We start from the raw sequence: 23,656 nt of genomic DNA on the forward strand, positions 1-23,656 counted from the left end.
GCAAAATGAAAAAACTTATTGGAACGCTCATACTGGGCGCATTGGCAGTTTCGTTTGCTGGAACTGTTCAAGCAGACGACCAGCAAACGGATGTCACCTATGAAGTGGAGAACAGCTATACATTGAAAATTCCTGCGAAGATCGATCTGCAAAATCTTGACTCGCCAATCATTGGTACGGCTGCTCATAACATTAAGCCAAAGCAAGTTTTGAAAATTCAACTAGGTTCAGCTAATTCGGCGATTGATGATCACGGAACCATCACCTTGACCAGACAAAATGAAAAGACGACCGCCCAAAAACTGACGACTCAAATGTTTGTGTCGGAGGATCAGCAAAATCCTTTAAAAAAAGGCATTCCATTTTTTGAAGCAAAAGGAGCAAACGGTACAGGTGCTACGACAGAGCTGACGTTCGCGGAGATAGAGGGCGAAAAACCAGCAGGAACTTATAATGCAGCCATCACTTTCACAGCTTCTGTTGAAGATGAATAGGAGGGATATGCTCATGAAAAAGAGAAGTATGCTGCTATGGCTGGTGCTCGTTTTCTTGCCAATACCCGTTTTTGCGGAGTCGCAGGAGACCACACTCACGACGACGATCCCCGCAGATTATGCGCTGACGATTCCTAGTAAGCAAGATGTGGCGGTCAATGCAGGGAAAACCGCGCTTCCGCCTATCAAAGTTTCTGGTTCCTTGGCACCGAATCAAACGGTCAAGGTTGCGATCCGAAAGGAAGCGATGAAAAACAAAGACAACTCAAAAGCGCCCAGTTTGTCATTTTCATTGACGGATAAGACGGAGATGCCATGGAGCAGTGGTACGTGGAACGCTCAGGATGCCGAGGACGAAAAGGCGGTCGCATTATTTTTAGCGATTGATAAAGATGCTTGGGAACAAGCCAAGCCCGGAAGATACGAAGGAAAGATCGTGTTCACGACTTCAATTGAATAGGAGGCAGAGAAGATGAGGAAGCTATTGATTTTCGGGCTGCTTTTCTGCCTTGGCGCAGCCCCGCTCCATACGCTGGCTACCAGTGAGCAGACGACCACGATCCACACCACGGTTAATGCCGAGAAAGCTGGCGAGCTGGAGGAGCTGATTAATAAAGAAAAGGGGCGCCAGCAAGGCGAGTATTCCCCAGAAAGCTGGAAGAAATACGCGGCAGCTTTGAAAAATGCAGAGGAGATCTTAAAAAATACTCCCTATGATGAAGAAAAGGTCAATGCAGCCTTGGCTGAGCTGCAACGGGCTATTACTGGTTTGAAAGGGAAATCTTCGGGTGGTAGGACGTCCACTGTGTTGGCTGCGAGAAACAGCCCAACCGCTAAAAAAGATTCAGCGCCTAAAAAGTATCCTCCGACAGGTATGATCACCGGACAAGGGTTGAGTATGCTTGGACTACTGCTAATGGCCGGAGCCGGCATTACTTGGCAGCTGATAAATCGAAGAAACAAAGACTGAAGCATAGCAAACCGCTAATATGCTTCAGTTTTTTTGTCTAAAGATAGTGAAAACTGCAAATTCAGCTTTTCACAAAAGCAGTTTTGGGTGGGAAATGAAAACTTCTTTCTTATAAAGAGGGTGCTAAATTCCATTTTATGTAAGAGAGAATGAAAATTTCTGAGAAAATTCTAAATTACAGTGAAATTAATTTAGAATTAGCCTTTTATCATTTAAAGACATCTGTTATAATTGTCATCACATCTTGATGCAGGATAGCTGATTTAATGCAAGGCGTTTTAGCAATATCGAGACGTGGTTTCAACATGAAAATTTCTACTATATAAAGAAAAAGGATGCCAGTTCCTCTCTTAGCAGTTTGCTTTTAACGAACCGCTAATTATCTGTAGAACGGAATAAATGTTCAGAAAACTAGAGGAATGGTATACGGCTTGAAAATGGGTTTGAATTTTTCTTTTAAGAAAAATTAATTCTATAAATATGAAAAAGGATGCCAGTTCCTCTCTTAGCAGTTTGCTTTTAGAGAAATGCTAATTATCTGTAGAACGAAAGAAACGTTCAGAAAACTAGAGGAATGGTATACGGCTTGAAAATGAGTTCAAATTTTTCTAACAGAAAAATTTCTACTATATAAAGAAAAAGGAGAGAATAAGTATGACGATTTATAATTTTTCTGCAGGTCCCGCAGTACTACCGAAAGCTGTGTTGGAGATCGCACAGTCCGAGATGCTTGATTACAAAAATAGCGGCATGTCGGTGATGGAGCTGAGTCATCGTTCCTCCTTGTTTGAAGAAATCATTCAATCAGCTGAAAGCTTGCTGAGAGAATTGATGGCGATCCCAGACAATTACAAGGTCTTATTTTTACAGGGCGGTGCGAGCTTGCAATTTACGATGGTGCCTTTGAACTTGGCGCAGGGCAAAAAAGCCTTGTATGTCAACACGGGTTCTTGGTCGAAAAAAGCCATCAGTGCAGCCAAAGCGCTGGATAATGTCGAGGTGGAAGTGATCGCCTCTAGTGAAGATAAGAATTTTACTTACATTCCAGAAATGCCGTCAGCTGTTGATCAAGACGCAGCCTACGTGCATATTACAACGAATAACACGATCGAAGGAACGGCGTTTGCCAAGATTCCGAACTTTGGCAAGGTGCCTGTTGTGGCGGATATGTCATCGAACATTTTAGCCAATGACTATAAAGTAGAAGACTTTGGCGTGATCTATGCTGGGGCACAGAAAAATATCGGCCCGGCTGGATTGACTGTCGTGATCATTCGTGAAGATTTGCTCAATCAAGAAGCTATCTTTGCGCCGATGATGGATTATGCGTTACAGGCGAAAAACAACTCGCTGTACAACACACCGCCGACTTACAGCATCTATATCGCGAAATTAGTCTTTGAATGGGTGAAGGCTCAAGGCGGCGTTGCGGGTATTACGCAAAAGGATCAGCAAAAAGCGCAGCTATTATATGACGCGATCGAAAAATCTAGCTTATTTACCAGCCCAGTAGAAAAGGGCAGTCGTTCAATTACCAATATTCCGTTTGTCACAGGCGATGAAGCGTTAGACAAAGCCTTCAACCAAGCGGCTTTAGCGCAAGGCTTTGAGAATTTGAAGGGTCACCGTTCCGTTGGCGGAATGCGGGCAAGTCTTTACAATGCTTTTCCCGTCGAAGGTGTCGAAGCGCTGGTAGCATTCATGGCGCAGTTTGAAAAGGAAAATGGAGGTAATTAAATGTTTCAGATCAAAACATTCAACGCGATCGCCCCTGAAGGGATGGAGCGTTTCGATAAAGAAAATTACCGCATCAATGAAAGTGAAGAACCAGACGGCATTATTTTGCGCAGCCAAAAGCTGCATGATTACGATTTTCCTAAAACCGTCTTAGGCGTTGCGCGGGCAGGTGCTGGGACTAACAATATTCCAGTCAAAGAATGCACAGAAAAAGGCATCGTCGTCTTCAACACGCCGGGTGCCAATGCCAACGCGGTAAAAGAATTAGTGGTAGCGAGCCTGCTACTATCTGTTCGCCCGATGGTTCAAGGAATCAGCTGGGTGCAAACCTTAGAAGGCGAAAATGTCGATGAACAGGCCGAAGCGCAAAAGGCGCAATTTGCCGGAACAGAATTAGAAGGCAAAAAGCTGGGTGTCATCGGCTTAGGTTCGATTGGCGCGATGGTAGCCAACGACGCGTACCGTTTAGGAATGGAAGTTACCGGCTACGACCCATACGTTTCTGTCGATACGGCTTGGAGCATTTCTCGTCGGGTGAAACGGGCGAAGGACTTGAAGGAAGTCTTGACTAACTGTGATTTCGTGACGATCCACGTACCGTTAACTGACAGCACACATCATTTGATCGGTACCGAAGAATTGATGCAAATGAAGAAAACTGCGCATTTATTCAATTTTGCCCGCGGCGAGATCGTGGATACCGATGCGGTCGTGAAGGCTGTAAACGAAGAGCGAATCGCTGGGTTTACGACTGACTTTGCGGAGGAAAAGCTACTCCATAACGATAAAATCACTGTGCTGCCGCATTTAGGCGCCTCAACAGAAGAAGCAGAAGTGAACTGCGCGAAGATGGCGGCTCGCGGCTTGAAACGTTTCTTGGAAACAGGTGTCATTAAACGTTCGGTTAATTTCCCAAATGTGGAAATGGCCTTCGATTCACCTTACCGCATCACCATCATCAACCGCAACGTGCCGAATATGTTGGGATTGATCGCATCAGAGATCGCTTCTTTAGACGTCAATATCGACAACATGGTCAATCGCGGGAAAGACGACCACGCTTATACGCTGGTGGATGTTTCTGAGACCGATCCAGCTAAGATCGATGCGATCGTGGAGCAATTAAGCAAAAATGACGGCATCGTCCGTGTTCGCGCCATCAAGCGGGATGAGGAGAGTGAATTCTAATGGTTCAAGTTCATCCATTTAAAGGCATTCGCCCAGCTAAAGAATTGGCGGACAAAGTAGCTGCTTTACCTTACGACGTTGTGAATTCGCAGGAAGCCAAAGACTTCGCGGCGGATAATCCTTACAGCTATTTTCATATCGACAAAGCAGAGATCGATCTGCCAGCGGACCTTTCACCCTATGATGAACAGGTCTACCAAAAAGCGGCGGATAATCTAGCGATGTTTTTGGAAAAGGGCTGGCTGTTCAAAGAGGACGCTGCCTACTTCTATCTCTACGAATTGGTGATGGACGGCCGTAGCCAAACGGGGATCGTGGCTTGTACCGCGATCAGCGATTATATCGATGAAAAAATCAAGAAGCACGAATTTACCCGTCATGAAAAAGAAATCGATCGGATGAACCATATCCGTACTTGCGACGCTAATACTAGCCCGATCTTTCTGAGCTACCGACCACAAGCCGCGATCCAGACGATCATTAAGGATTGGCAAACGACCCATGCGCCGGTTTATGATTTCACCAGCTATCATGAGGTGACTCATCGTGTTTGGGTGATCGATCAATCAGAAGCGATCGAAAAATTGACGACACTATTTACCGAAGTGGACGCCTTATATATCGCAGACGGCCATCATCGGACCGAATCAGCGGTGAAGATCGGCTTGGAAAAACGTGAGTCCGGCGAACAAAATCCGGAAACAGAACAATTCCTGTCAATCATCTTCCCGGAAGATGAGCTGGCGATCTGGGAATACAACCGCGTGCTGAAAACAGCGCCGCCAGCCGATTTCATGGATCGTTTAAGCGAGAACTATCAAGTAGTAAAAAGCGGCATCAAAAAGCCTGAAAAAGCCGGCGACTGCCAGTTATACGACGGTACTGCTTGGTATACCTTGACCATCAAACCAGATAAGGTACCGAATGATCCGGTAGAAAAACTAGATGTGGCACTCTTGCAAAAATACGTGCTGGAGGACATCTTCGGCATCGACGATATTCGCACCGATAAACGGATCGATTTTGTCGGCGGGATTCGAGGCACCGAGGAGCTGGAAAAATTAGTCGATTCCGGCGAGTGGAAACTAGCCTTCTCGATGTATCCAACTCAAATGACCGATTTATTAGACGTAGCCGATGCCAAAAAAATCATGCCGCCCAAGTCCACCTGGTTTGAACCAAAATTACTAAGCGGACTATTCCTGCACGATTTAGAAACAAAATAGAACGTTGGAAGCCCCTCGAAGAAATTTCGAGGGGCTTTTTTAATGCGTTCAACGCATAATTTAAGCGAAATCAAAAAAAGAAGAATCTTTTTTACTATTAAACTCATTTCATTCGTCGTATAAGCAACTTTTTACCGTATACGACGAACTTTGGTTTCTTGTTCCGAAGTTGGGTTATCCTAACAGTAACTTAACTGAAACAGGTACATTTAATTATACGTTTTTGGCGGAGTATCAGGCGATGTTTGAATCGAAGTCAAATTCAAAAAAGGAGAAATTATGAAACGAGAATTGAACAAGTGGAATGTTTTAAAAACTATAGTTGTGCTGTTGGTGGCAACGTTCAGCCTGACAGCATGTAGTGAAAAGGGAAGCACCGCGGATGAATCTTCAAAGAGCAAGCTTGGTGAGAATAAGCAGGTAATTTCAGAAAAAGTATCTGCAATCAAAATGGCTGAAGAAGATTACGGAGATGCACAAATTTTTGGGATTTGGTTAGGTGAAGAAGGAACGATTTTAAACGTCGTTGGTGCAAAAAATCATTTTAAACTTATCGCTCAATTCGTTTCCAAAGAAGAAGTAGCTAAAGAAAGTCAGAAAGACAGAGTGCGACCTCTTGCTCAACAAGTCATTACTGGATACGATAGCGATTTTTCGTATGCGGCAAGTTATCCTTTTGGAAAAGAGTTTGAAGTGAACGATCTAGAAGTTCAACTCAATAGCAGCTTTCTATCTGAACTTCCAAAACTTGGTGGTAAGACGCCAGATGGAGCAAGCGTTATCGTTATTCCTAAAGGTGAGGATTATGTCGTCTTTCTTCTTATGGGCGATAATGCAGAAGTCAATGGCAGTACAATGGATGCTAATATATATTATCTACTGGCTGGTACGTATCAGCCAGAAAAGCCTAAATAATGAGACTCTTTTGCAAAAATTGTATGGCCATGAAGGACGTATTATTGATCTGTGAGCGAGATTATTTTTTTGTCAGATAAATTAGAATATCAGTTAAGGGAAGAAAAAATATTATTGAGCCGATATTAAGTTAGAAGCTATCCACGAAAACTAAAAACTCAATCAATAAGGATCAAAAAGTGCAGCGGTGGTAAAATACGGCTGCGCTTTTTTGGTCGCAGTCATCCCCATTTCTTTCCTTTTTATTCTCAGCGGTTGCGGCAGTCAGGAAGTAAAAGGGACTGATGCCAGCACACAAATAAAGGTAGACGACAAAACAGAAGTGCCTGAGGACGTAAAGAATATAAATGACGAATTAGCACGAGTTTTAGCGTTTAGTAAGGCTAAAAAGCCAAATAGCGACCTAAAATTTATTGAAGAAATGATCCTTGAAAAAGATCTCAAAGTAAAAATAACCGTCACTGAGCCTTTTGCCGTCTTTCGATCATTCAAGCAGAGACGAAAAATAATCAATAATGCACAGAACTTAGCGGTCCCAATCATTGGCTATCATCTAAGCTTGACAGAAAAGCAAGACATGAAGGGATTTCCTACTAGCGTCGTAACAGAAAATGGCTTATCGGGAAGATCCCTCAAAGGAGATAATTATGATTTTGACTGGTTCCTGGTTATAAATAGCAGCGAGTCAAAGGATGAGTAAAAAGATAACACTCTAGGCATTTTTCGCAATAGCGGCTGTGTCTAGAGCCTTTTTTTGTCCAAATTTTCGTCTCTGAGGTATTCTAATATCGGAGGCGTGACACATGAAGAAAGCAGCGAATTATTTTAGTGAAAACAAATTACTCAGTATCTCATTACTGTTAGCGATCATCAGCTGTTTAGTCGGTTGTTTTTCGGCTGATTTTATTGATTATAAGGTGATTTTCAGCTTATTTGGCTTAATGCTTTTGATCCAAGGCTTTGAGCAGGTAGGACTCTTGCGGTTCGTTGCCCAGAAATTATTGCATTATTCGAAAAATAGCCGGCAACTGGTTCAGCTGATGCTCCTTTTGTCGTTGGTCGGTTCGATGTTTTTGACGAATGATGTGGCGATCTTGACGCTGCTGCCGATCTATTTCAAGCTGTTGTCGGTTTTACCGAAATTCAAAGGACGCTTGTTAGGCAGTGTCTTGATTATCGTGGCGGCGAATCTAGGGAGCAGCGTCTTTCCCTTTGGCAATCCGCAAAATCTGTATTTGTACGATTATTATCATGTGCCGTTGGGGCAGTTTTTGAGCTGGATGTCCTTGGTGCTGCTGGTCAGTGTCATTTCATTAGGAGCATTGACCCTGTTAGTGGCAAAGGATTCATTAGCGGAGATCGACCTTGATGAACGGCGGATTGATCGCAAGGAAACGGCCTTGCTGGCGGGCTTGATGCTGGTGATGATCTTGGTGGTGCTGGACGTTTTGCCTTATCAATGGGTCATTCCCATCGTCGCGCTAATCGTGGTATTTTATCGTCGTGAATTGTTCAAGACAGTGGACTATGGCTTGCTGCTGACCTTTGTTTGTTTCTTTATTATCGTGGGAAATATCGGCGAAGCCCAGTTTATCAAAAGCTTTTTACAAGCTTTAAGCGGCAAACAAATCTACTTGGCAGGCTTAGGATTGAGCCAAGTCATCTCGAATGTACCGGCAGCATTTCTGATCGCACCGTTTACTACCAATCAGCAGGCGGTCATTTTAGGGGTGAATATCGGCGGGTTAGGGACGTTGCTGGCATCGCTAGCGAATCTGATCGGCTACAATTTGTTCCGGGCTTACTATCCTGCTGAAACCAAAAAATTTTTTGGTTTGTTTAGTGCCGTCAATTTTGGTCTGCTGCTGTTTTTGGGGATGATCTTTTATTTCTTCATCCATTAGAAAGCGCCAAGAATTCCTAAAAATCAGCTAAGTTTCTTATGGGAATTCATCCAAAAACCATGAAACCGCTTTAAATCATGTTAAGCTGATTCTGTAAGAAATGATTGAGGGGGATTTGGGATGAAAGATAAGACAAAATTAATTCATGGCTACCATGCCTTTGACGATGAAACCGGCGCTTCATCGATTCCGATTTATCAATGTTCGACCTTTAAACAAGCATCCATCAAGGATGGACAAGCTTATACGTATTCCCGTTTTGGCAATCCTACCAGAACGGCTTTAGAAGAAGCGGTCGCTGCTTTAGAAGATGGCAAATACGCGACTGCCTTCGCCTCAGGAATGGGCGCGATCTCGGCCGTGCTGCTGAGCTTTAATCAAGGCGACCATCTAGTGATGTGCAAGAGTATTTACGGCGGGACCTTCCAGTTGGTCAATGAGGTCATGAACCGTTTCGGTATCGAAGTGACCTTTGTTGATGAAACCAAGCTCGACGAATGGGAGCATGCGATTCGGCCGAATACCCGAGGACTCTATTTAGAAACACCGTCGAATCCGCTGCTGTCGGTGACGGATATCGCGGGAGTGGTTGCGATCGCTAAAGAACATCACTTGGTGACCATGATCGATAATACCTTTATGACACCGCAATTTCAAAAGCCATTAGCGTTAGGTGTCGATGTGGTGATCCACAGCGCGACTAAATTTATCAACGGACACAGCGATGTGGTGGCGGGCTTAGTCGTTACCAATGATGAAGAATGGCACGATCAGATCAAGATGCAGCAAAAAGTTTTAGGCGGCATCTTAGGCGTCGAGGATTGCTGGTTGACGATGCGGGGATTGAAAACGATGGGCTTGCGGATGGAACAAAGCGCCCGCAGCGCAGAAAAAATCAGCCGAATGCTGGAAGCTCATCCAGTCGTAAAAAAAGTCCATTACCCAGGTTTGCCGAGCCATCCCGGTTATGAACTCCATCAAAAACAGGCAACCTCTGGCGGCGCGGTCCTATCCTTTGAGCTTGCAAGTCAAGAAGCCGTATATACCTTTGCAGATGCTTTGCAGATCCCGATCGCGGCCGTAAGTCTCGGCGGAGTAGAATCGATTCTATCCTATCCGGTTACTATGAGCCATGCCTGTGTACCAAAGGAAGAACGCGACAAACAGGGCGTAACAGAAGGGCTGCTGCGACTGTCAGTCGGCATCGAAGACACAGAAGATTTGATCGCAGACCTAGAACAAGCCTTAGCTAAAGTTCGAGTAACGGTGAAATAGACACGTAGAAAAGGTCTAGAAAATTTAATTATCGGTCTTGATTCATCAAAAAGGCGATTTTGTATTTTCTTTGGAATACAAAATCGCCTTTTTTTTTGTGTATTAGCTAATCGTAATTAGCATCAGACATTATTCAGTTTTTTCTTGCTTGTTTGGAAGATCAAAAGTGCAAATAAACTAACAATACTTAATAGAAAGAAAATATTTTGGTAAGTGCTCAAATTTGCGGCAGTGGAGAATAGGTTTAATTTATCTGTTGCACGGCTGGCAATCAATTTTCCGCAGACTGCAATCCCTAGTGAGCCACTGATATTGATTGATAAATCATTCAATCCGATGCCGCGGCCAATTTCATTTGACGGCAAAGTACTTGTTACGGTATCCAAGAGGGGCGAGTATAGTGTGTTAAATCCCACGAAAAAGAAAATACCACTGATACCTAAAATGATTGTGCCCTGACCAATGAATAATCCCGCTAATACTAATCCCACTGTAATTAATAGAATCCCTAAAAGAATCGTGTTCTCACGTCCGATTTTTTTGGTGATTTTGTCACCTACACCGCCAACGATCGCCGCGGCAATATAAGCCGGAAGGAGGATATAGGAAACAAGTGAAAGTGGCTCCTTCAATCCATCGGTTACAACAAAAGTACTCACAAAGGAAAAGGCGAACTGAACAAGATAAATACTGACTACTACTGTTAAAGCACGAATATAGCGTTTGTTTTCTTTGAAAAATTGAGGAGTAATAAAGGCTTGGTCATTCCGGCTGATATAAAATAGGAAGATGAAGGTTAAACCAATCATCACTAACAAGAAAGGAAGCCTTAACCCATCTACAAACAGTGTCAGAAAGACGATCATCCCGCTAAATAGAATCAAACCAATAAAATCGACCTTTTTCTTTTTTCCTTGCTGCTCAACGGGGGCATATTTCATTACAAGCGGTATGAACAGCATCGAGCACAAAGGAATCAATAGTAGAACCTGCCAAGGAACGTAGGTCGTAATGATTCCTCCTACTAGCACACCAGCCGCTTGTGCAACCTGAAAGCAAGCGGTGAAATACGCAAAATATTTAATCTTGGTATTTCCCTCAAGATAGCGAGACGCGATAACTAAATAAAGCGAACTGATCGCAGCTTGACCCATTGTTTGAGTCGCTCTGGCTACAACAATCATGCCGTAGTTTCCTTGAAAAACAAAACCCCAAACAGAACCTAAGCTCAACATCGAAATACCAAAAATCAGCAGCTTTTTGACGGGAATATAATCCGAAAGGGTGCCATAAATCACACTGCAAACCCCAAGTGTGATCGTCGTGATCGTTGCTTGAATACTTGCTGTACTAGCAGAAATACTGAAATTTGCGGCAATTAAAGGTGAGACAGTAACAAATGCTTGGACCATCAAATTCGACAAAACAAATAAAATCAGCAGGCCGGGCATTAATTTTTTAACATCACCATTTGTTTGTTCGTTAGACAACATTTTCTCGTCCATCATGTCCTCTCCTTTGCTAATTCTGAAACAGCGTCTCTAACGTATGACAGAGACCTGTGACTACCTTTGTCGAATCGACATCAATACAGACCTGAACATTTGGGGCATCATCGCGCAATTTTTCAGTAACGCCAATCGTTCTTCCAATAGAAGCGCCTTGTGTTTCGACTGTCATAAATAAGGGCAGCATCGTGAAATATTCTGGGTGGATCGCTGCTGCCACGGCCGACGGATCATGGAGACAGCAACCATTTAGATAAGGAGCTATTTCTTCATGGACATGGATATAGTGGTCGACAATATCTGCATATTTTTCTCCTGCTTGACTAGCCGTTTTTCTCCAACGCTCGGTATCAGAATAGTGGAGGACAGACCGCATTGTCACATCTAATCCGACCATAATTATCGGTGTACCGCTTTCAAAAAGCAGTTTTGCCGCTTCAGGATCTTGTGAGATATTTGCTTCCGCAAATGGACTGACATTTCCTGGAACTGTTAGCGCGCCGCCCATGATAACTACTTTTCCAATTTCTTTAGATAAGTCTGGGTACAATTTGAGCGCTTTGCCTAGATTGGTCATAGGACCCGTTGCGATGATTGATAGTTCATTCTTGTACTTCTTCACTGAGTCAATAATGAAATTTACGCCGCTTTGCGGTTCGAAGGTACGTTTAGCAGAGTGAAGGCCAATTTCTCCCACACCGTTTTGTCCATGAATCTTTGCACTGATGTCTAAACGATCAAATTTCGTCTTGTTTAAGGCATGTTCTTCGCCCATAAAAACTGGAATATCTGTTCTGTTTAGTATTTCCAACAGGTTTAGAACATTTTCTACACCTTGTTTAGTATAAACATTGCCATAAGTCCCAACGACACCAATAACCTCTAATTCTTCTGATCCAACAGCGTAGGCTAGAGCCATGGCATCATCAATCCCAGTGTCAATATCCAAAATCACTTTCTTCATTTTCCATACTCCTTTATTGAATAAATTTTGATACTGCTTAGACTATCAACCGGTTTGTAGTTTTCAGCATATGTCACAAATAAAATATACATGTATAAAGTATCTATACATGTATAGTAAAGCGGTTACACTGGTTTGTCAATAAAAAAAAGACAATCTTTTTCAGATTGTCTAAGAATTTTTAACGCCATTGATTTCGATATGACTTTTATCGATTGGGAGATAGTGTTTATTATGCAGAGAAGGAAGCTTATCGTCTAAATAGATTTCTTCTTGAACTAAGTAGAATTGGTCTTTTTCAGAGATTTTATACCTTATCGCAGAAATATTTCCAACAGTCGAATATTGAACTTGGAGCTTTGTATGCTTAGCATCGCGATAAATTTGTTCGTTGAGGAAAGCCTTAAAGGACTCAATATCTTTGAGGTCGATCTCTTTTTCGGTTAAAACCTCTACAGGCATCGTCGAAAAAGTAAATGCGACCGGTGTTCCCTTAGACTTATACCAACGATCAATGAAGACAACTACGGCTACTTTTCTTTGCAGGATCTCATTTGTATACTCGGTAGAAGGTTCGATATGAAAGTCAATTTCCACTTCATCTACCTCTGCATCGAGACAAGTGTAGATCGGATTTGCGATAGTCTCTAAGCCTGAAGTCCATTTAGAAGAGTTGCTGATAACAAAGTTTCCTTTTCCTTTGATTATTTTGATAACGCCATCATCTTGTAAAAACTGTAGCGCTTGTCTAAGCGTCATTCTCGAAACGCCCATTTGCTTGGCTAAAGTATTTTCGGGCGGAAGTTGTGAATCAAGAGGATACGTCCCATTTTTAATCAACTCATACAAGTTTTCATAAACGGTTACGTAACGCAATTTTCTTTTGCGGTCAATTTCAAGCCGCTCATCATTATACATGTCTAAACCTCCTTGCTTTTGTTATTGTTATTATACAACAAATTAAGAAGCGATGGTCCGATTTATCTGAATAAGAAATCCGCTGCATACTGAAATCAAAAAGACTCTTTTATTTTTCAGAAAAATGAATACCTTAATATGAACTAATTCGATATAATGGTATCATCTCTTGGAGGAAGTGAGCATTGATGGGAAATTTTTTTCGTCCTGAAATAATTATCGCAATTTTATTAGCGATTCTGATCGTCTTTTTTGTTCTATTTCGGATAATGAAGCGTCGGCAACAAGTTAAGACGGAAACGGAGACGCTGCGCAAACCTGAGCGGACTGAAGATGGCCCGACGGTCATGGCGGCTTCGCTGAGCATATTGCAATCTTATAAGAGCAATCTAAATAAATACGGCTATCCTTATTTTCAAGAAACCACGCCGTTTGTTTTGCAGCAGCTAAGAGCAGAAGCGGATAGTTTGGTGATTGAAACGAAGGCGAACCAGCAGATTTTTGATCTGTTGCAGGAAAATTATCACGGTTTGGCGAATTTCCAGCAAGCCTCGATAACGGATAAGAAAAAGCTGGAGCTGGAAGTGTTGAATCATGTCAATAAAACCATCATCACGTGGCGGACTTATTTGAGAGAAGTTGGTGAAAGCAATGGCTAAAGCGACGGATACCGAAGTTTACCAACTGCTGAAAGAGTGGCAGATTCCTTATGATCGCATCGATCACAAGGCCGTTTATACAGTAGCGGAAATCGATTTTTCAATCGACGGCAGTGATGTAAAAAATTTATTGATGAAGAGCAAGAAGACTAAAAAGTATTACTTCGTGATTTGTCCGGGGCAAAAACGACTGGACATCAAGGCCCTTGCTAAAGTATTAGGGGAAAGTCAATTATCCTTCGCTTCAGAAGCAGAGCTTTTTGAGCTGCTTGGTTTAGAGCGGGGGTCTGTGACACCGTTAGCCTTGCCCCATGATACAGAACATCAGATCACGCTGGTTATCGATGAAGCGATCGATCAAACAGAAAAAATCGGCTTTCATCCCAACACCAATACGGCAACCTTAGTGATCGCCTTTCGTGATTTCCAACGATTCTTAAAAAAGCTGGCGATCGAACCTCAATATGCAGCTGTCCCAGCAAAGCAGCCCGAAGTTTAAACTTCGAGCTGCTTTTTTGCAGCAAAAAAGCCTCGCAGCGAACCTGCGAGGCTTTAATATTTTTTACCGCATCTTCAATCGACGGCGAATCCCATCTACACGCGGGCCTAATAATTTATCAGCCATTCGTGTTTTCAGGGCTAGGATCATATAGGTGAATCCGCCAAAGGCTGCGACGACTAAAATAATGATCATGGATTGCATCTTCGAATCCGAGCTCAAGATCATTTCGCAACCAAATTTCACAACAAAAGCAACAACACCCATAATCAGCGACATCACTGTGACTTTAGCGATAGCTGTCATGGTTTCTCTAAATGGAAATTGCGTGATGACATGGATTCGGTCCAACAAGAACATATTTGCAACTAAGAATCCAACGAATGTCGCAATCAGCGGACCATAAGCTTCGAACATATAAGTCAATGGGAATTGCGTCACGATTTTGACAAAAATCCCGATACATAAAAACCAGACTGCCTGCATATTGCCGTCCAAGCCTTGCAGCATCGTTGAACAGACCATGAACAGTCCCATCATGATTCCCACCACACAGGAGGCGGCTAATAATTGGGAACCAAGCAGATTAGGCCAGTAGAACAAAGTATTCAACGGATAAGCCAAGACAAACATCCCGATAGTCGCCGGCATCATGACAAAGAAGAGTAATTGAATATTATTCGTTACCAATTTTGCTAAGCCTTCGTGGTCTTTTTTCGTGTAGCGTTCCGTGATTAACGGCAGACCAGCCGTTGCCATCGCAGTCCCAAGAGCGATCACGACCATCGTCAATTTGTCCGGATTGGCAGAGATCAGCGCAAAGAGATCGGCGTTTTTCGCGGCAGAATAATCCGTCACGATCGACATGATTTTTTCAAAGGAATACTGATCGATTAATTTGAAAATACTGATGGCACTGCCGACGATAATAAAAGGGATCGCCTGCTGGATCATCTGTAAAATCAATTGACGGCCAGAGAAGGTAATCTGATTATTGCTTTCTTTGATTAACTCACGAAAGGCTGTCCGTTCCTTGAGCAGCGAGAACAATAGAACCCCCATCGCGAAGGCCACACCGATAAAGGCAGCGAAGGTCGAATGGACTACCGCTGTTTTGTAGCTGCCGTTGTTGATCTGCATAATAATGAAAGCCGAAGCCAGCATGTAGCAGACCCGAGCGATTTGTTCGACGATCTGAGAGATCGCATAAGGCTTCATGTTGTTGTTCCCTTGGAAAAAGCCGCGAATCACACTCATGGCAGGGAAGATCAGCAGCACGACACTCAATGAGCGCATCACCGGAACCAAATCGGCGTTTCCTTGGGACAGGTAAGGGGCGCCTAAGAACATGATGGCGGCACAAATCACACCGCCGATGGTCATCAGCCGCATCGTATAGAATAGTAGTTTTTTACTCAAGCCGTATTCGTTCATTGAATTGTAGCGGGCGGTCTGTTTCGCCACCGCCGCTGGAATCCCGGCAGTCGAGATCATTAAAAAGAGGGCGTAAACATTGTAGCCCTTAGTATATAAATAATTGGCCTCTAAACCATGAGGCTGCATCCAAGCGATCCATGGAATCACGTAAACCGCGCCTAATAACCGTGAGAAGATATTGCCGACCGTCAGCCAAGCCGTGCTTTGCACCATTTTTTCTTGGGCAGTGGCTTGTTTTTTCGGTTTTTCGGCAACTGTTTCTGTCGGTTCTATTTCAGGTGTCTGCGGCGCACTTTCTTCGGGTTCTTTTTTTTGCGGCGGAACCGCGTCATTATGATAACGAGCGACCCGTGACCGCGAAGGGTTCAGTTCGTTATCGTGTTTATTTTTATCAGTCATATAAACCAGCTTTCTGCAACAGTGTCCTCCATATTTTACCTGTTCTCTCCTCTAGTTACAATCCTGTGTCGTAATCTTTAAGATTTCGGAATAAAGGTGTTGATATGATTCGCAAAGCTTTCAAGGTTACGTGTCTGAATATAGACTGATCCGCGGCCATGAAATTCATTTACGACGCCTTCGCCGGTCTTAAAGCCAAAGGTTCCTGATGCCACACGAATGTTGTAATCCAGTGAACTGGTCCAAGCGATCACGTGCTGGTTATCGATGATTGCCGGCTCGCGGCCATCCAGCTCAATTTTTTCAATATCACCAAAGGCCGAAACGAGAATTTGCCCGCTGCCGGTGGTTTCCATGACGAAAAGTCCGCCGGTGCCGCCTAACAGAGCACCCGAAAGTTTTTGCCGCTTCATTTGGTAGTTCACGTTTTCCTCACTGGCAAGAAACGCGCCGGTATTCAAGCGCCAATGCTCTGCGCCAACATCTAAAGCAAAGATTTTTCCCGGTACAGCAGGTGCCACTGCGATCATCGCTCCGTTGGAATGAGCGGTAGCGGTACTGATAAAGAAGCTTTCGCCACTGGTAACTGAGCGGCCTAAAGCACTCAAGGCACCGCCAAGTCCTTTCTTGCCATTGGTGTTCATTTGTCCTTCCAGCTCGATATCTCCCAGCTCGTAGACCATCGCGCCTGGTTCGATCCGTAATTTTTCGCCTTGCTGTAAGTGCACCTTCGCGATCGGCGCAAAGGTGCTGTCTGATAATTCGTAATTCATCGTAAAACTCCCTTCAAAGACATTTGCTAAAATTATAGCATTTTACGTATCTTTTCTGTGAGATTTTGATAAGATTGTAAAAAGGGAAGAAAATGGAGGAGAAGGTATGGAGATTCTAACTTTTGAGCAGGTTCAGTTTATTCGCCAACAGAACGCGCTATTGCAGGACATCAATTGGCGGATCGAAGCTGGGGAGGACTGGGCCGTATTAGGTCTGAACGGCGCAGGAAAAAGCCTGATGCTGAACATGATCTCAGGTAATTTATGGCCATCCAGCGGAAAATTAACCGTTTTAGGTGAGGTTTTCGGCGAAACGTCGATCCCTGATCTGACTAAAAGAATCGGCTGGGTAAGCCAATCGCTGCAGGAGCGGATTCACCGCGAAGAGCAGGCGGAATACATCGTATTATCAGGGAAATTTGCCAGCATCGGGATTTATCAGAATTATTCGGAAGCCGACATGGCTGAGGCGAAGCAGCTCTTAATCTCGCTGGGGGCCAAAAAGCTGGTTGGAAAAGTCTATCAGGTACTTTCTCAAGGGGAGAAGCAGATCGTTTTGATCGCGCGGGCTTTGATGGCTAAGCCGGAGCTTTTGATTTTAGACGAACCTTGTAACGGATTGGATTTATTTGCGCGAGAAGACCTATTGTCCCGCATCAAAAAGATGAAGCAGGCAGCGGACGCGCCCAGCTTGTTATACGTGACACACCACACAGAGGAGATCCTGCCGCTGCTGAATCACGTACTGATGATCCGCGATGGCAAAATTTTTAAACAAGGGAAAAGAGCAGAATTACTCAATGAAACAGTATTGAATGACTTTTATCAACGACCGATCGCGATCCACGAGATGAAGGACGATCGAATGATGGTCATTCCTAAATAATAGAATAAGTTCCTCAATTTGAGGAGCTTTTTTTTTGTCTGGAAGTGGTTGATAAAAATATCGCAAAAGAAATAAGTGGTCTTTACTGTAGTTCAGCAATTAAGTTGGTAGAGCGATGGCAAGAATATATTTAGCAAGATTTTAACTCGAAAATAGCTGCCAGCCTTTCCTTTTTTTGGTAATCGAGTTATTTATACCCTGTATATTTATATTTTTATAGAATCTAAAACAGAAATTAAGTGTTGCTAAATGAACGATTTGTGTTCATTTTTCCGAATTTTTATTGCCTTTTAGAATCTGAAACTATTTGAACAGGTGTTATAATAAAGGTGACTATGCAAGAGGAGGAGGATTTTAACGTGAAGAAAGGTGTCTATTTGTTTTCAGTAGCACTATTGGGTGTTTCTCTTTGTCCGAGTTCGGTTTTTGCGAAGGAAGCAGTTGATGTTGCGGCTCCCGAGGTAACTGCTGAATTTATAGAAGGTTCTGCCGATCAGGTGAGTGAAGGAGTCGAACCGGATCAGCCAGTCAACTTGCCCGAAGAATCAGTCAGTCAAGCAGCTAACGATAACGATCCGACTGAGTCCAGTAATGAAGCAATCCCCGAGACGGTCTCTGAAGCGACTGTCGAAGCAACACAAGAACCTGCTCCAAACGTCGAATCGGAAAACAGCAAGATAGAAGAATCTCCCGCAGTCCAACAGGTCGCAGTTGAGAATTCAGAATCCGCGAAAACGTCCGCCCCAGAATCAATAGCACCTGTCGCGCAAACTGAGACAAGGCCATTACTTGCTGCAGCTCAAAAATTGACGGATGATTATGATGGAAAAATCGTTGATTATGCAAAAACTTCCACTGATAAAGATGCCAAAATCAGTTCCGAATACAATTTCATGCCGAACTTTGAGAATCTCGCAGGTATCCTGGTTGAAAGAACGAAGGATTTCAGTGAAACCGACTCGTACTTCCGTTTCGAATTAAAATCTGCTGCTCCCAATACAATTAGCGTGACTTACAAAAATGTCGGTACCTATAATGGGAAAGTCATTGACATGAAGGTGACAGTCAAGAATTGGACGGCTTTTACCGGCAGTTATTACGCCAACGAGCTGACGGTTTATAAAAGCAATGGAATCTCGATGCGGGGGATCAGCGATGTTCACTTGAACTACGCCTTTTTGGATAACTTGACAGGCAAAGAGGTTTCGCTTTCGGGCTTTTTTAACTTTACAGATATTGATTTGAAACAAAGCATCGATCTTTTTGATAATAATAATGTGCAGAATTTCTACGTTATAAAAGAAAACGCACTGTATTACAAGGTTCATGACGGCTACATCAAAATTGGGGAAATCGACGGACATGGAGCAGATGATTCTGATGTCGATCACTGGCTGACTTATACCTACAAAAACGTCTCTAACTTCGATGTTCGCTATAATCAGGATCACGAAACATTCGCACTTTTTAAATATTCCTATCAGGCGCCGGTCGTAATCGAGGAGTCGCTGCCAATAGATTTGGTACCAGATGTGCCAAAGGAGAATGTGGAAACGCCAGCTAAGGAAATGCCCATACCTGAAAAGAAAACACCAACCAAAGTAACGGTGAAAGAAAAAGCCAAGCTGGTTCAGCTGGTGGCGCAAAGACCGGTCTTAACAGCAGCCGCCAAAACGATCGAGACGCCAGCGCCGCAACCTGTAACAGAATCCATACCAGTTCTTCAGACAGAACAAAGAAGACTGCCGCAAACCAACGAAAAGAAGGCGTCGATTTTTACCACCTTAGGAGGTGCAGCCTTAGTCTTCATCTCAGGATTATTTATCACGAAGAAGAAAAGCGATGATAAAGAATAAAATCAAGCTAGTGAATCCTCCCAGTGTTTACGAAATGATGGGAGGATTTTTTATAATGAACAATAAAAGCTGTTAAGCATTTTCGAAGGCGAAAGTTTAAATGTAAAGCAGGAAAATCTATTTGTTTTAATTCTATTCATATTTCAGTTATTTTAAATTTGTTAAACCTGTTTAATTCTAAAAAATAGAAGTATTATAAATGCTATTAAATAGATGATTAATCTAATTTGGGTAATCGATATTTATTCCGTATGATAAATATTTTTGTGTTATAATAAGTAATGGTATTTTATGAAAAGGAGGACGTTTTATGTTTAGAAAAAGTGTTCATTTGTTTTCAGTAGCACTCCTAGGGTTAGCGTTAGTTCCCAGCAATGTTTGGGCTGACGAAGTGGTGGAGCCAGCTGCGCCGAGTGTTACGACAGAATTAATTGAAAGCCCTGCCGCAGTAGCGGAACAACCAGCTCCAGAAGCAGAAGTTGGGGTTCAGCCGGAAGCAGAAGTGGTAGTCGAAGAGCCGGAGATTACGGAGCCTTCAGCATCAGAGCCATCAGAAGCTGGCGTTGAAGAATCATCCGAAGCCCCAGAAGACGAACCGGAAGAAACTGCAACACCTAATCCAGAAATGGTAAACTCAGAACAAACGGCAGAGCCGATAGCCGCTGTACAGCCGAAAGCAGCGCGGGCAGCCGCTCCGGCCTTGAAGGATGACTATGATGGAAAAATCGTCGATCACGAAAAAGCGATCACGAATGAAAAAGCCAAAATTCCGGCTGAATACAATTTTATGCCGAACTTTGATCATCTTGATGACATCATTGTGAATGCTAGCAGCAGCTATTTTGACAGAATGGGCTTCTTTGTTTTTAATTTAAAGAATGAATCAGCGAATTCGATCACGGTACTCTATAAAAATGTCGGCAGCTATAATGGAAAAGTAATCGATATGAAAGTAACGGTCAAGGATTGGACGGTCTTTGCAGGGAGCCTTTACAATCAGCTTTATATCCACAAAAAGAACGGGATTACGATGCGGGGAATCAGCGATGTTCGTTTGAATTATACGTTTCTTGATAATCTAACCTCCGCTGCTGTAAATGTTTCAGGCTTCTTTAATTTCACCGATATTGATCTGTTGCAAAGTATTGATCTGTTTGATCATAACAATGTGCAAAATTATTATGTAGCGAAGGGCAATGAACTATATTTTAAGACCTATAACGGCTATATCAAAATCGGTGAAATTAACCGAACAGGCACCGATGATGATGACGAGAATTTTTGGCTGACCTATACGTATAAGAATGTGTCGAATTTTGACGTTCGCTATAATCAAGACTACGATAGTGGCGCAGTCTTCAACTACACTTATCAAGCACCGGTCGTGATTGAAGAAACTCCAACGAAGTCAGAAAGCAAAGAACCGGAAATTATCGAGGAAGCACCAAAAGAAGAAATTACAGTTGATGAGCCTAAAGAAGCAAAAACAGAAACAACTACAGTCAACCTTGCTGCAAAGACAGAAAAAGTTGAACCTGTAAAAGCAGAAATCAAAGAAGCGGTCAAAGAAGCAGAACCGTTGAAGCAGGCTGTGTTGCCCCAAACGAATGATCAAAGCAGTTCAATCTTCGCGATCTTGGGCGGTACTTGTCTATTCCTGCTAGGAGCGCTATTCTTAAATAAGAAAAAAGTCTAAAGTAATCAAAAACGAGTAAACTCGACTGTAGACTAAGTGATTTATCTGAGAGACACTGCGTATTAGCAAAATATGCAGTGTTCTTTTTTGTTATAATTAGTACGTTGGAAATTAGATAGGGGTGGTAGAGTGTTTACATATGATAAAGACGACGAAGTGTATGTTGCAGAAATTGATGGATTAACCTTTTGTTGCGAAGAAATTCAAAAAGGATCGGAAGCGACTGTCAAAAAGTTAGTTGAGGCTTATCAAAATAGATTTTCAAACATTGTTTCGTTTATGCTTCCAGAACTGGAAGAGTTTTACGGAAATCTAACGATAGACGAGGTAGTCAAGAATCTAGGAAAAGCAACAATCAATTTAGATAACAACCAAGTGACATATGCAGAACAGACCTTAGATAACACTCATATTTTCTGCTATGAATTTGACGATAATTTTAACGAGCTATATTATTTCAGCATAGATGGCTAACGGTCAATTTATTTACTGAATAAGCATGAATTAGATTTGAAAAATACCTTATTAGTTTTAACAATTCTGAAAGACATTTTAAAAATCCCCAAAAACTCTCTGGAATTTCCCAGAGAGTTTTTTGCTGTTCTGACAAAAAATTGATAATTAAAATAATTATTATTAAAACTAAATATTACAAATGCTAAATATTTACCGCCTGAAACAATAATAAATGTTATAATAAGATTTGATATTTATTATAAAGGAGGTCGTTTTATGGCGAAGAAGAGTGTTTATTTGTTTTCAACAGTGATTTTAGGCTTTTCGCTGGCACCAATTTCTGTCTGGGGGGATGAAATCACTGAACCAACAGCAAATAATGTTACGACAGAACTAATAGAAATCCCCAGCGATGGAAGTCCTGTAGCAGGTGCGAAAGCTGAACAGCCAATAGAACCAGCGGCTGCTGAGACGACAGAACAGACGAGTGAAATAGCAGCGACTGAACCAGGATCAGAAATCAACACAGAGGTGCCAGAGTATAGCGAGACACCGGAGCTTCCTGTCGAACCCGCTAAAGCTGCGGAAGAAGACAGTATCACCGAGGAAGCACAGCCGCTGGAGGAGCAAGAAACGGCTCCGTCAACGGAACCAGAGATCACTGAGGCAGCCGAACCTGAGCCAACCGTCGCAGCCGTAAGCACCCGAGCAGCCAAAACGTCTTTAAAGAATGATCATGATGGAAAAATCGTGGACCACAATAAGGCGATCACGGATGAAACTACCAAGATTCCTGATGCGTACGAATTTATGCCGAATTTTGCCAATGTAAAGGATATCGTGATCGGCGGTACGAAGAATTACACTACTGACGGCTATTCTTATGTATTTGATTTAGACACGGAGAAGCCCAATACGATCACCGTCACCTATAAAAATGTCGGGACCTACAATGGAAAAGTGATCGATATGCGCATCACAGTCAAGGGCTGGACCGCGCTGGCAGGAAGACAGGTGCTCTACATTAATAAAGATAATGGGATCACCATGAAAGGGATCAGCGATGTCTTGTTGAATTATGCGTTTCTCGATCAGTTGACTGCAAGTTCCGTAAAACTATCCGGCTTTTTCAATTTTACCGATATTGATTTTGAACAAAGCATCGATCTGTTCAACAACAATAATATTCAAAATTTCTATGTGACGAAAAACAATCAGCTGTATTTTAAAGTCCATAATGACTATATCAAGATCGGCGAGATCAACAATCAGAAGACGAATCATTACGATATGCGCTATTGGCTGACCTATACCTATAAAAATGTTTCAAACTTTGATGTGCGCTACAATCAGGATTACGAGACGGACGCAGTCTTTAACTATTCCTTCAAGCTGCCATTGTCCATGAATGCTCCCGGTTTCGTTGATCCAACGATCCCGCTCGATGTCGAAATGCCGGATGAACTAAATCCAGCAGCGAGTACGAATCAAGAGCCAGCAGCAAATCCAACTTTAACCAGCGGAAAAACAACCGAAGCAGCCTCGATTCTGCCAGAATCTGCTGAAAGGGAGAAAATTCCTGTGGCTCAAGCAACGCAAACGGAGCTGCCAAAAACCAACGAGCAGGTCAGTTCAGTCTTCACTCTCATTGGTGGTGCGTGTATCTTTTTGTTCACTGCACTCTTTTTAAATAAGAAAAAGGCGTAACAAAAAACCTGCTGAAAAAATCTGTAGTGACCCCAAAAAGTTAGACTTTTTTCGGAGTGGAGAAATCCACTCTATTTTTTTGTTGCTTTTATTGTCAATTCTATTTAGGCAACTTTCAATGCCGTCTCTCTAAATTGTACCGGACTCTGCCAATTGAGTTTTCCTTTCATACGTTCATGGTTATAGTAG

At 42.8% G+C, this 23,656-nt stretch carries 22 protein-coding genes; 17 read left to right on the top strand and 5 right to left on the bottom strand.

Annotated elements, in window-relative coordinates; all coding sequences use genetic code 11:
* Window positions 1–5: 5 nt before the first annotated feature.
* The 10 genes from FFR60_RS03885 to FFR60_RS03930 all read left to right on the top strand — a co-directional run bounded on the left by FFR60_RS03885 (window position 6) and on the right by FFR60_RS03930 (window position 9,709).
* Window positions 6–494 carry a hypothetical protein gene (locus FFR60_RS03885; RefSeq protein WP_137663102.1) on the top strand — a complete coding sequence of 163 codons (489 nt, stop codon included), beginning with the start codon at window positions 6–8 and terminating at the stop codon, window positions 492–494.
* A 13-nt stretch (window positions 495–507) separates the two neighbouring features.
* Entirely contained in the window at window positions 508–954 is a 447-nt protein-coding gene (locus FFR60_RS03890; protein WP_137663103.1) for a hypothetical protein, read from the top strand.
* 12 nt (window positions 955–966) lie between these two features.
* Window positions 967–1,464, top strand: a complete 498-nt coding sequence (locus FFR60_RS03895) for an FIVAR domain-containing protein (RefSeq protein WP_137663104.1) — start codon at window positions 967–969, stop codon at window positions 1,462–1,464.
* A gap of 654 nt (window positions 1,465–2,118) precedes the next feature.
* Window positions 2,119–3,201 carry a 3-phosphoserine/phosphohydroxythreonine transaminase gene (serC, locus tag FFR60_RS03900; RefSeq protein ID WP_137663105.1) on the top strand — a complete coding sequence of 361 codons (1,083 nt, stop codon included), beginning with the start codon at window positions 2,119–2,121 and terminating at the stop codon, window positions 3,199–3,201.
* A complete protein-coding gene (locus tag FFR60_RS03905) occupies window positions 3,202–4,389 on the top strand; it encodes a 3-phosphoglycerate dehydrogenase family protein (RefSeq protein ID WP_137663106.1) in 1,188 nt (395 codons plus the stop codon). It abuts the gene before it with no gap.
* On the top strand, window positions 4,389–5,615 hold the full coding sequence (locus FFR60_RS03910; RefSeq protein ID WP_137663107.1) for a DUF1015 domain-containing protein: 1,227 nt from the start codon (window positions 4,389–4,391) through the stop codon (window positions 5,613–5,615). Before FFR60_RS03905 ends, FFR60_RS03910 begins: the two co-directional genes overlap by 1 nt.
* 279 nt (window positions 5,616–5,894) lie before the next feature.
* Complete coding sequence (locus tag FFR60_RS03915) at window positions 5,895–6,530, top strand: hypothetical protein (RefSeq protein ID WP_137663108.1); 636 nt, start codon at window positions 5,895–5,897, stop codon at window positions 6,528–6,530.
* A 187-nt stretch (window positions 6,531–6,717) separates the two neighbouring features.
* On the top strand, window positions 6,718–7,230 hold the full coding sequence (locus FFR60_RS03920; protein ID WP_137663109.1) for a hypothetical protein: 513 nt from the start codon (window positions 6,718–6,720) through the stop codon (window positions 7,228–7,230).
* Window positions 7,231–7,333: 103 nt separating this feature from the next.
* Window positions 7,334–8,434 carry an SLC13 family permease gene (locus FFR60_RS03925; RefSeq protein ID WP_137663110.1) on the top strand — a complete coding sequence of 367 codons (1,101 nt, stop codon included), beginning with the start codon at window positions 7,334–7,336 and terminating at the stop codon, window positions 8,432–8,434.
* Between the two features lie 120 nt (window positions 8,435–8,554).
* Complete coding sequence (locus FFR60_RS03930) at window positions 8,555–9,709, top strand: trans-sulfuration enzyme family protein (protein WP_137663111.1); 1,155 nt, start codon at window positions 8,555–8,557, stop codon at window positions 9,707–9,709.
* A 122-nt stretch (window positions 9,710–9,831) separates the two neighbouring features.
* On the opposite strand, the gene FFR60_RS03935 is transcribed toward FFR60_RS03930, so the two are convergent.
* The 3 genes from FFR60_RS03935 to FFR60_RS03945 all read right to left on the bottom strand — a co-directional run bounded on the left by FFR60_RS03935 (window position 9,832) and on the right by FFR60_RS03945 (window position 13,099).
* Window positions 9,832–11,217 carry an MFS transporter gene (locus FFR60_RS03935; RefSeq protein WP_249354944.1) on the bottom strand — a complete coding sequence of 462 codons (1,386 nt, stop codon included), beginning with the start codon at window positions 11,215–11,217 and terminating at the stop codon, window positions 9,832–9,834.
* Window positions 11,218–11,230: 13 nt separating this feature from the next.
* On the bottom strand, window positions 11,231–12,181 hold the full coding sequence (locus FFR60_RS03940; RefSeq protein ID WP_137663112.1) for a nucleoside hydrolase: 951 nt from the start codon (window positions 12,179–12,181) through the stop codon (window positions 11,231–11,233).
* Window positions 12,182–12,352: 171 nt separating this feature from the next.
* The gene (locus FFR60_RS03945) at window positions 12,353–13,099 is read right to left on the bottom strand and encodes a GntR family transcriptional regulator (protein ID WP_088935176.1); all 747 of its coding nucleotides are present in this window, start codon (window positions 13,097–13,099) and stop codon (window positions 12,353–12,355) included.
* A 188-nt stretch (window positions 13,100–13,287) separates the two neighbouring features.
* Between FFR60_RS03945 and FFR60_RS03950 the strand changes: the two genes are divergently transcribed.
* Both FFR60_RS03950 and FFR60_RS03955 read left to right on the top strand, forming a co-directional pair.
* Complete coding sequence (locus FFR60_RS03950) at window positions 13,288–13,758, top strand: hypothetical protein (protein ID WP_249354945.1); 471 nt, start codon at window positions 13,288–13,290, stop codon at window positions 13,756–13,758.
* Window positions 13,751–14,257, top strand: a complete 507-nt coding sequence (locus FFR60_RS03955) for a prolyl-tRNA synthetase associated domain-containing protein (protein WP_137663114.1) — start codon at window positions 13,751–13,753, stop codon at window positions 14,255–14,257. The genes FFR60_RS03950 and FFR60_RS03955 overlap by 8 nt, the downstream gene beginning before the upstream one ends.
* Before the next feature lie 63 nt (window positions 14,258–14,320).
* Here the strand turns inward: FFR60_RS03955 and FFR60_RS03960 are convergent, their stop codons facing one another.
* Entirely contained in the window at window positions 14,321–16,093 is a 1,773-nt protein-coding gene (locus FFR60_RS03960) for a putative polysaccharide biosynthesis protein (protein WP_137663115.1), read from the bottom strand.
* 77 nt (window positions 16,094–16,170) lie between these two features.
* Window positions 16,171–16,866 (bottom strand): TIGR00266 family protein, encoded by a 696-nt coding sequence (locus FFR60_RS03965; protein WP_137663116.1) that lies wholly within the window; start codon window positions 16,864–16,866, stop codon window positions 16,171–16,173.
* Between the two features lie 106 nt (window positions 16,867–16,972).
* Between FFR60_RS03965 and FFR60_RS03970 the strand changes: the two genes are divergently transcribed.
* From FFR60_RS03970 to FFR60_RS03990, 5 genes are all read left to right on the top strand, one after another.
* Complete coding sequence (locus tag FFR60_RS03970; RefSeq protein WP_137663117.1) at window positions 16,973–17,752, top strand: ABC transporter ATP-binding protein; 780 nt, start codon at window positions 16,973–16,975, stop codon at window positions 17,750–17,752.
* A 359-nt stretch (window positions 17,753–18,111) separates the two neighbouring features.
* Window positions 18,112–19,608, top strand: coding sequence for an LPXTG cell wall anchor domain-containing protein (locus tag FFR60_RS03975; protein WP_171004860.1), 1,497 nt, complete (start codon window positions 18,112–18,114; stop codon window positions 19,606–19,608).
* A 310-nt stretch (window positions 19,609–19,918) separates the two neighbouring features.
* Complete coding sequence (locus tag FFR60_RS03980) at window positions 19,919–21,304, top strand: LPXTG cell wall anchor domain-containing protein (protein ID WP_137663119.1); 1,386 nt, start codon at window positions 19,919–19,921, stop codon at window positions 21,302–21,304.
* A gap of 129 nt (window positions 21,305–21,433) precedes the next feature.
* The gene (locus FFR60_RS03985; RefSeq protein WP_137663120.1) at window positions 21,434–21,778 is read left to right on the top strand and encodes a hypothetical protein; all 345 of its coding nucleotides are present in this window, start codon (window positions 21,434–21,436) and stop codon (window positions 21,776–21,778) included.
* A 258-nt stretch (window positions 21,779–22,036) separates the two neighbouring features.
* A complete protein-coding gene (locus tag FFR60_RS03990; RefSeq protein WP_137663121.1) occupies window positions 22,037–23,467 on the top strand; it encodes an LPXTG cell wall anchor domain-containing protein in 1,431 nt (476 codons plus the stop codon).
* The last annotated feature ends 189 nt before the right edge of the window (window positions 23,468–23,656 follow it).

The organism is Enterococcus hulanensis, assembly GCF_005405485.1.
Lineage (GTDB): Bacteria > Bacillota > Bacilli > Lactobacillales > Enterococcaceae > Enterococcus_A > Enterococcus_A hulanensis.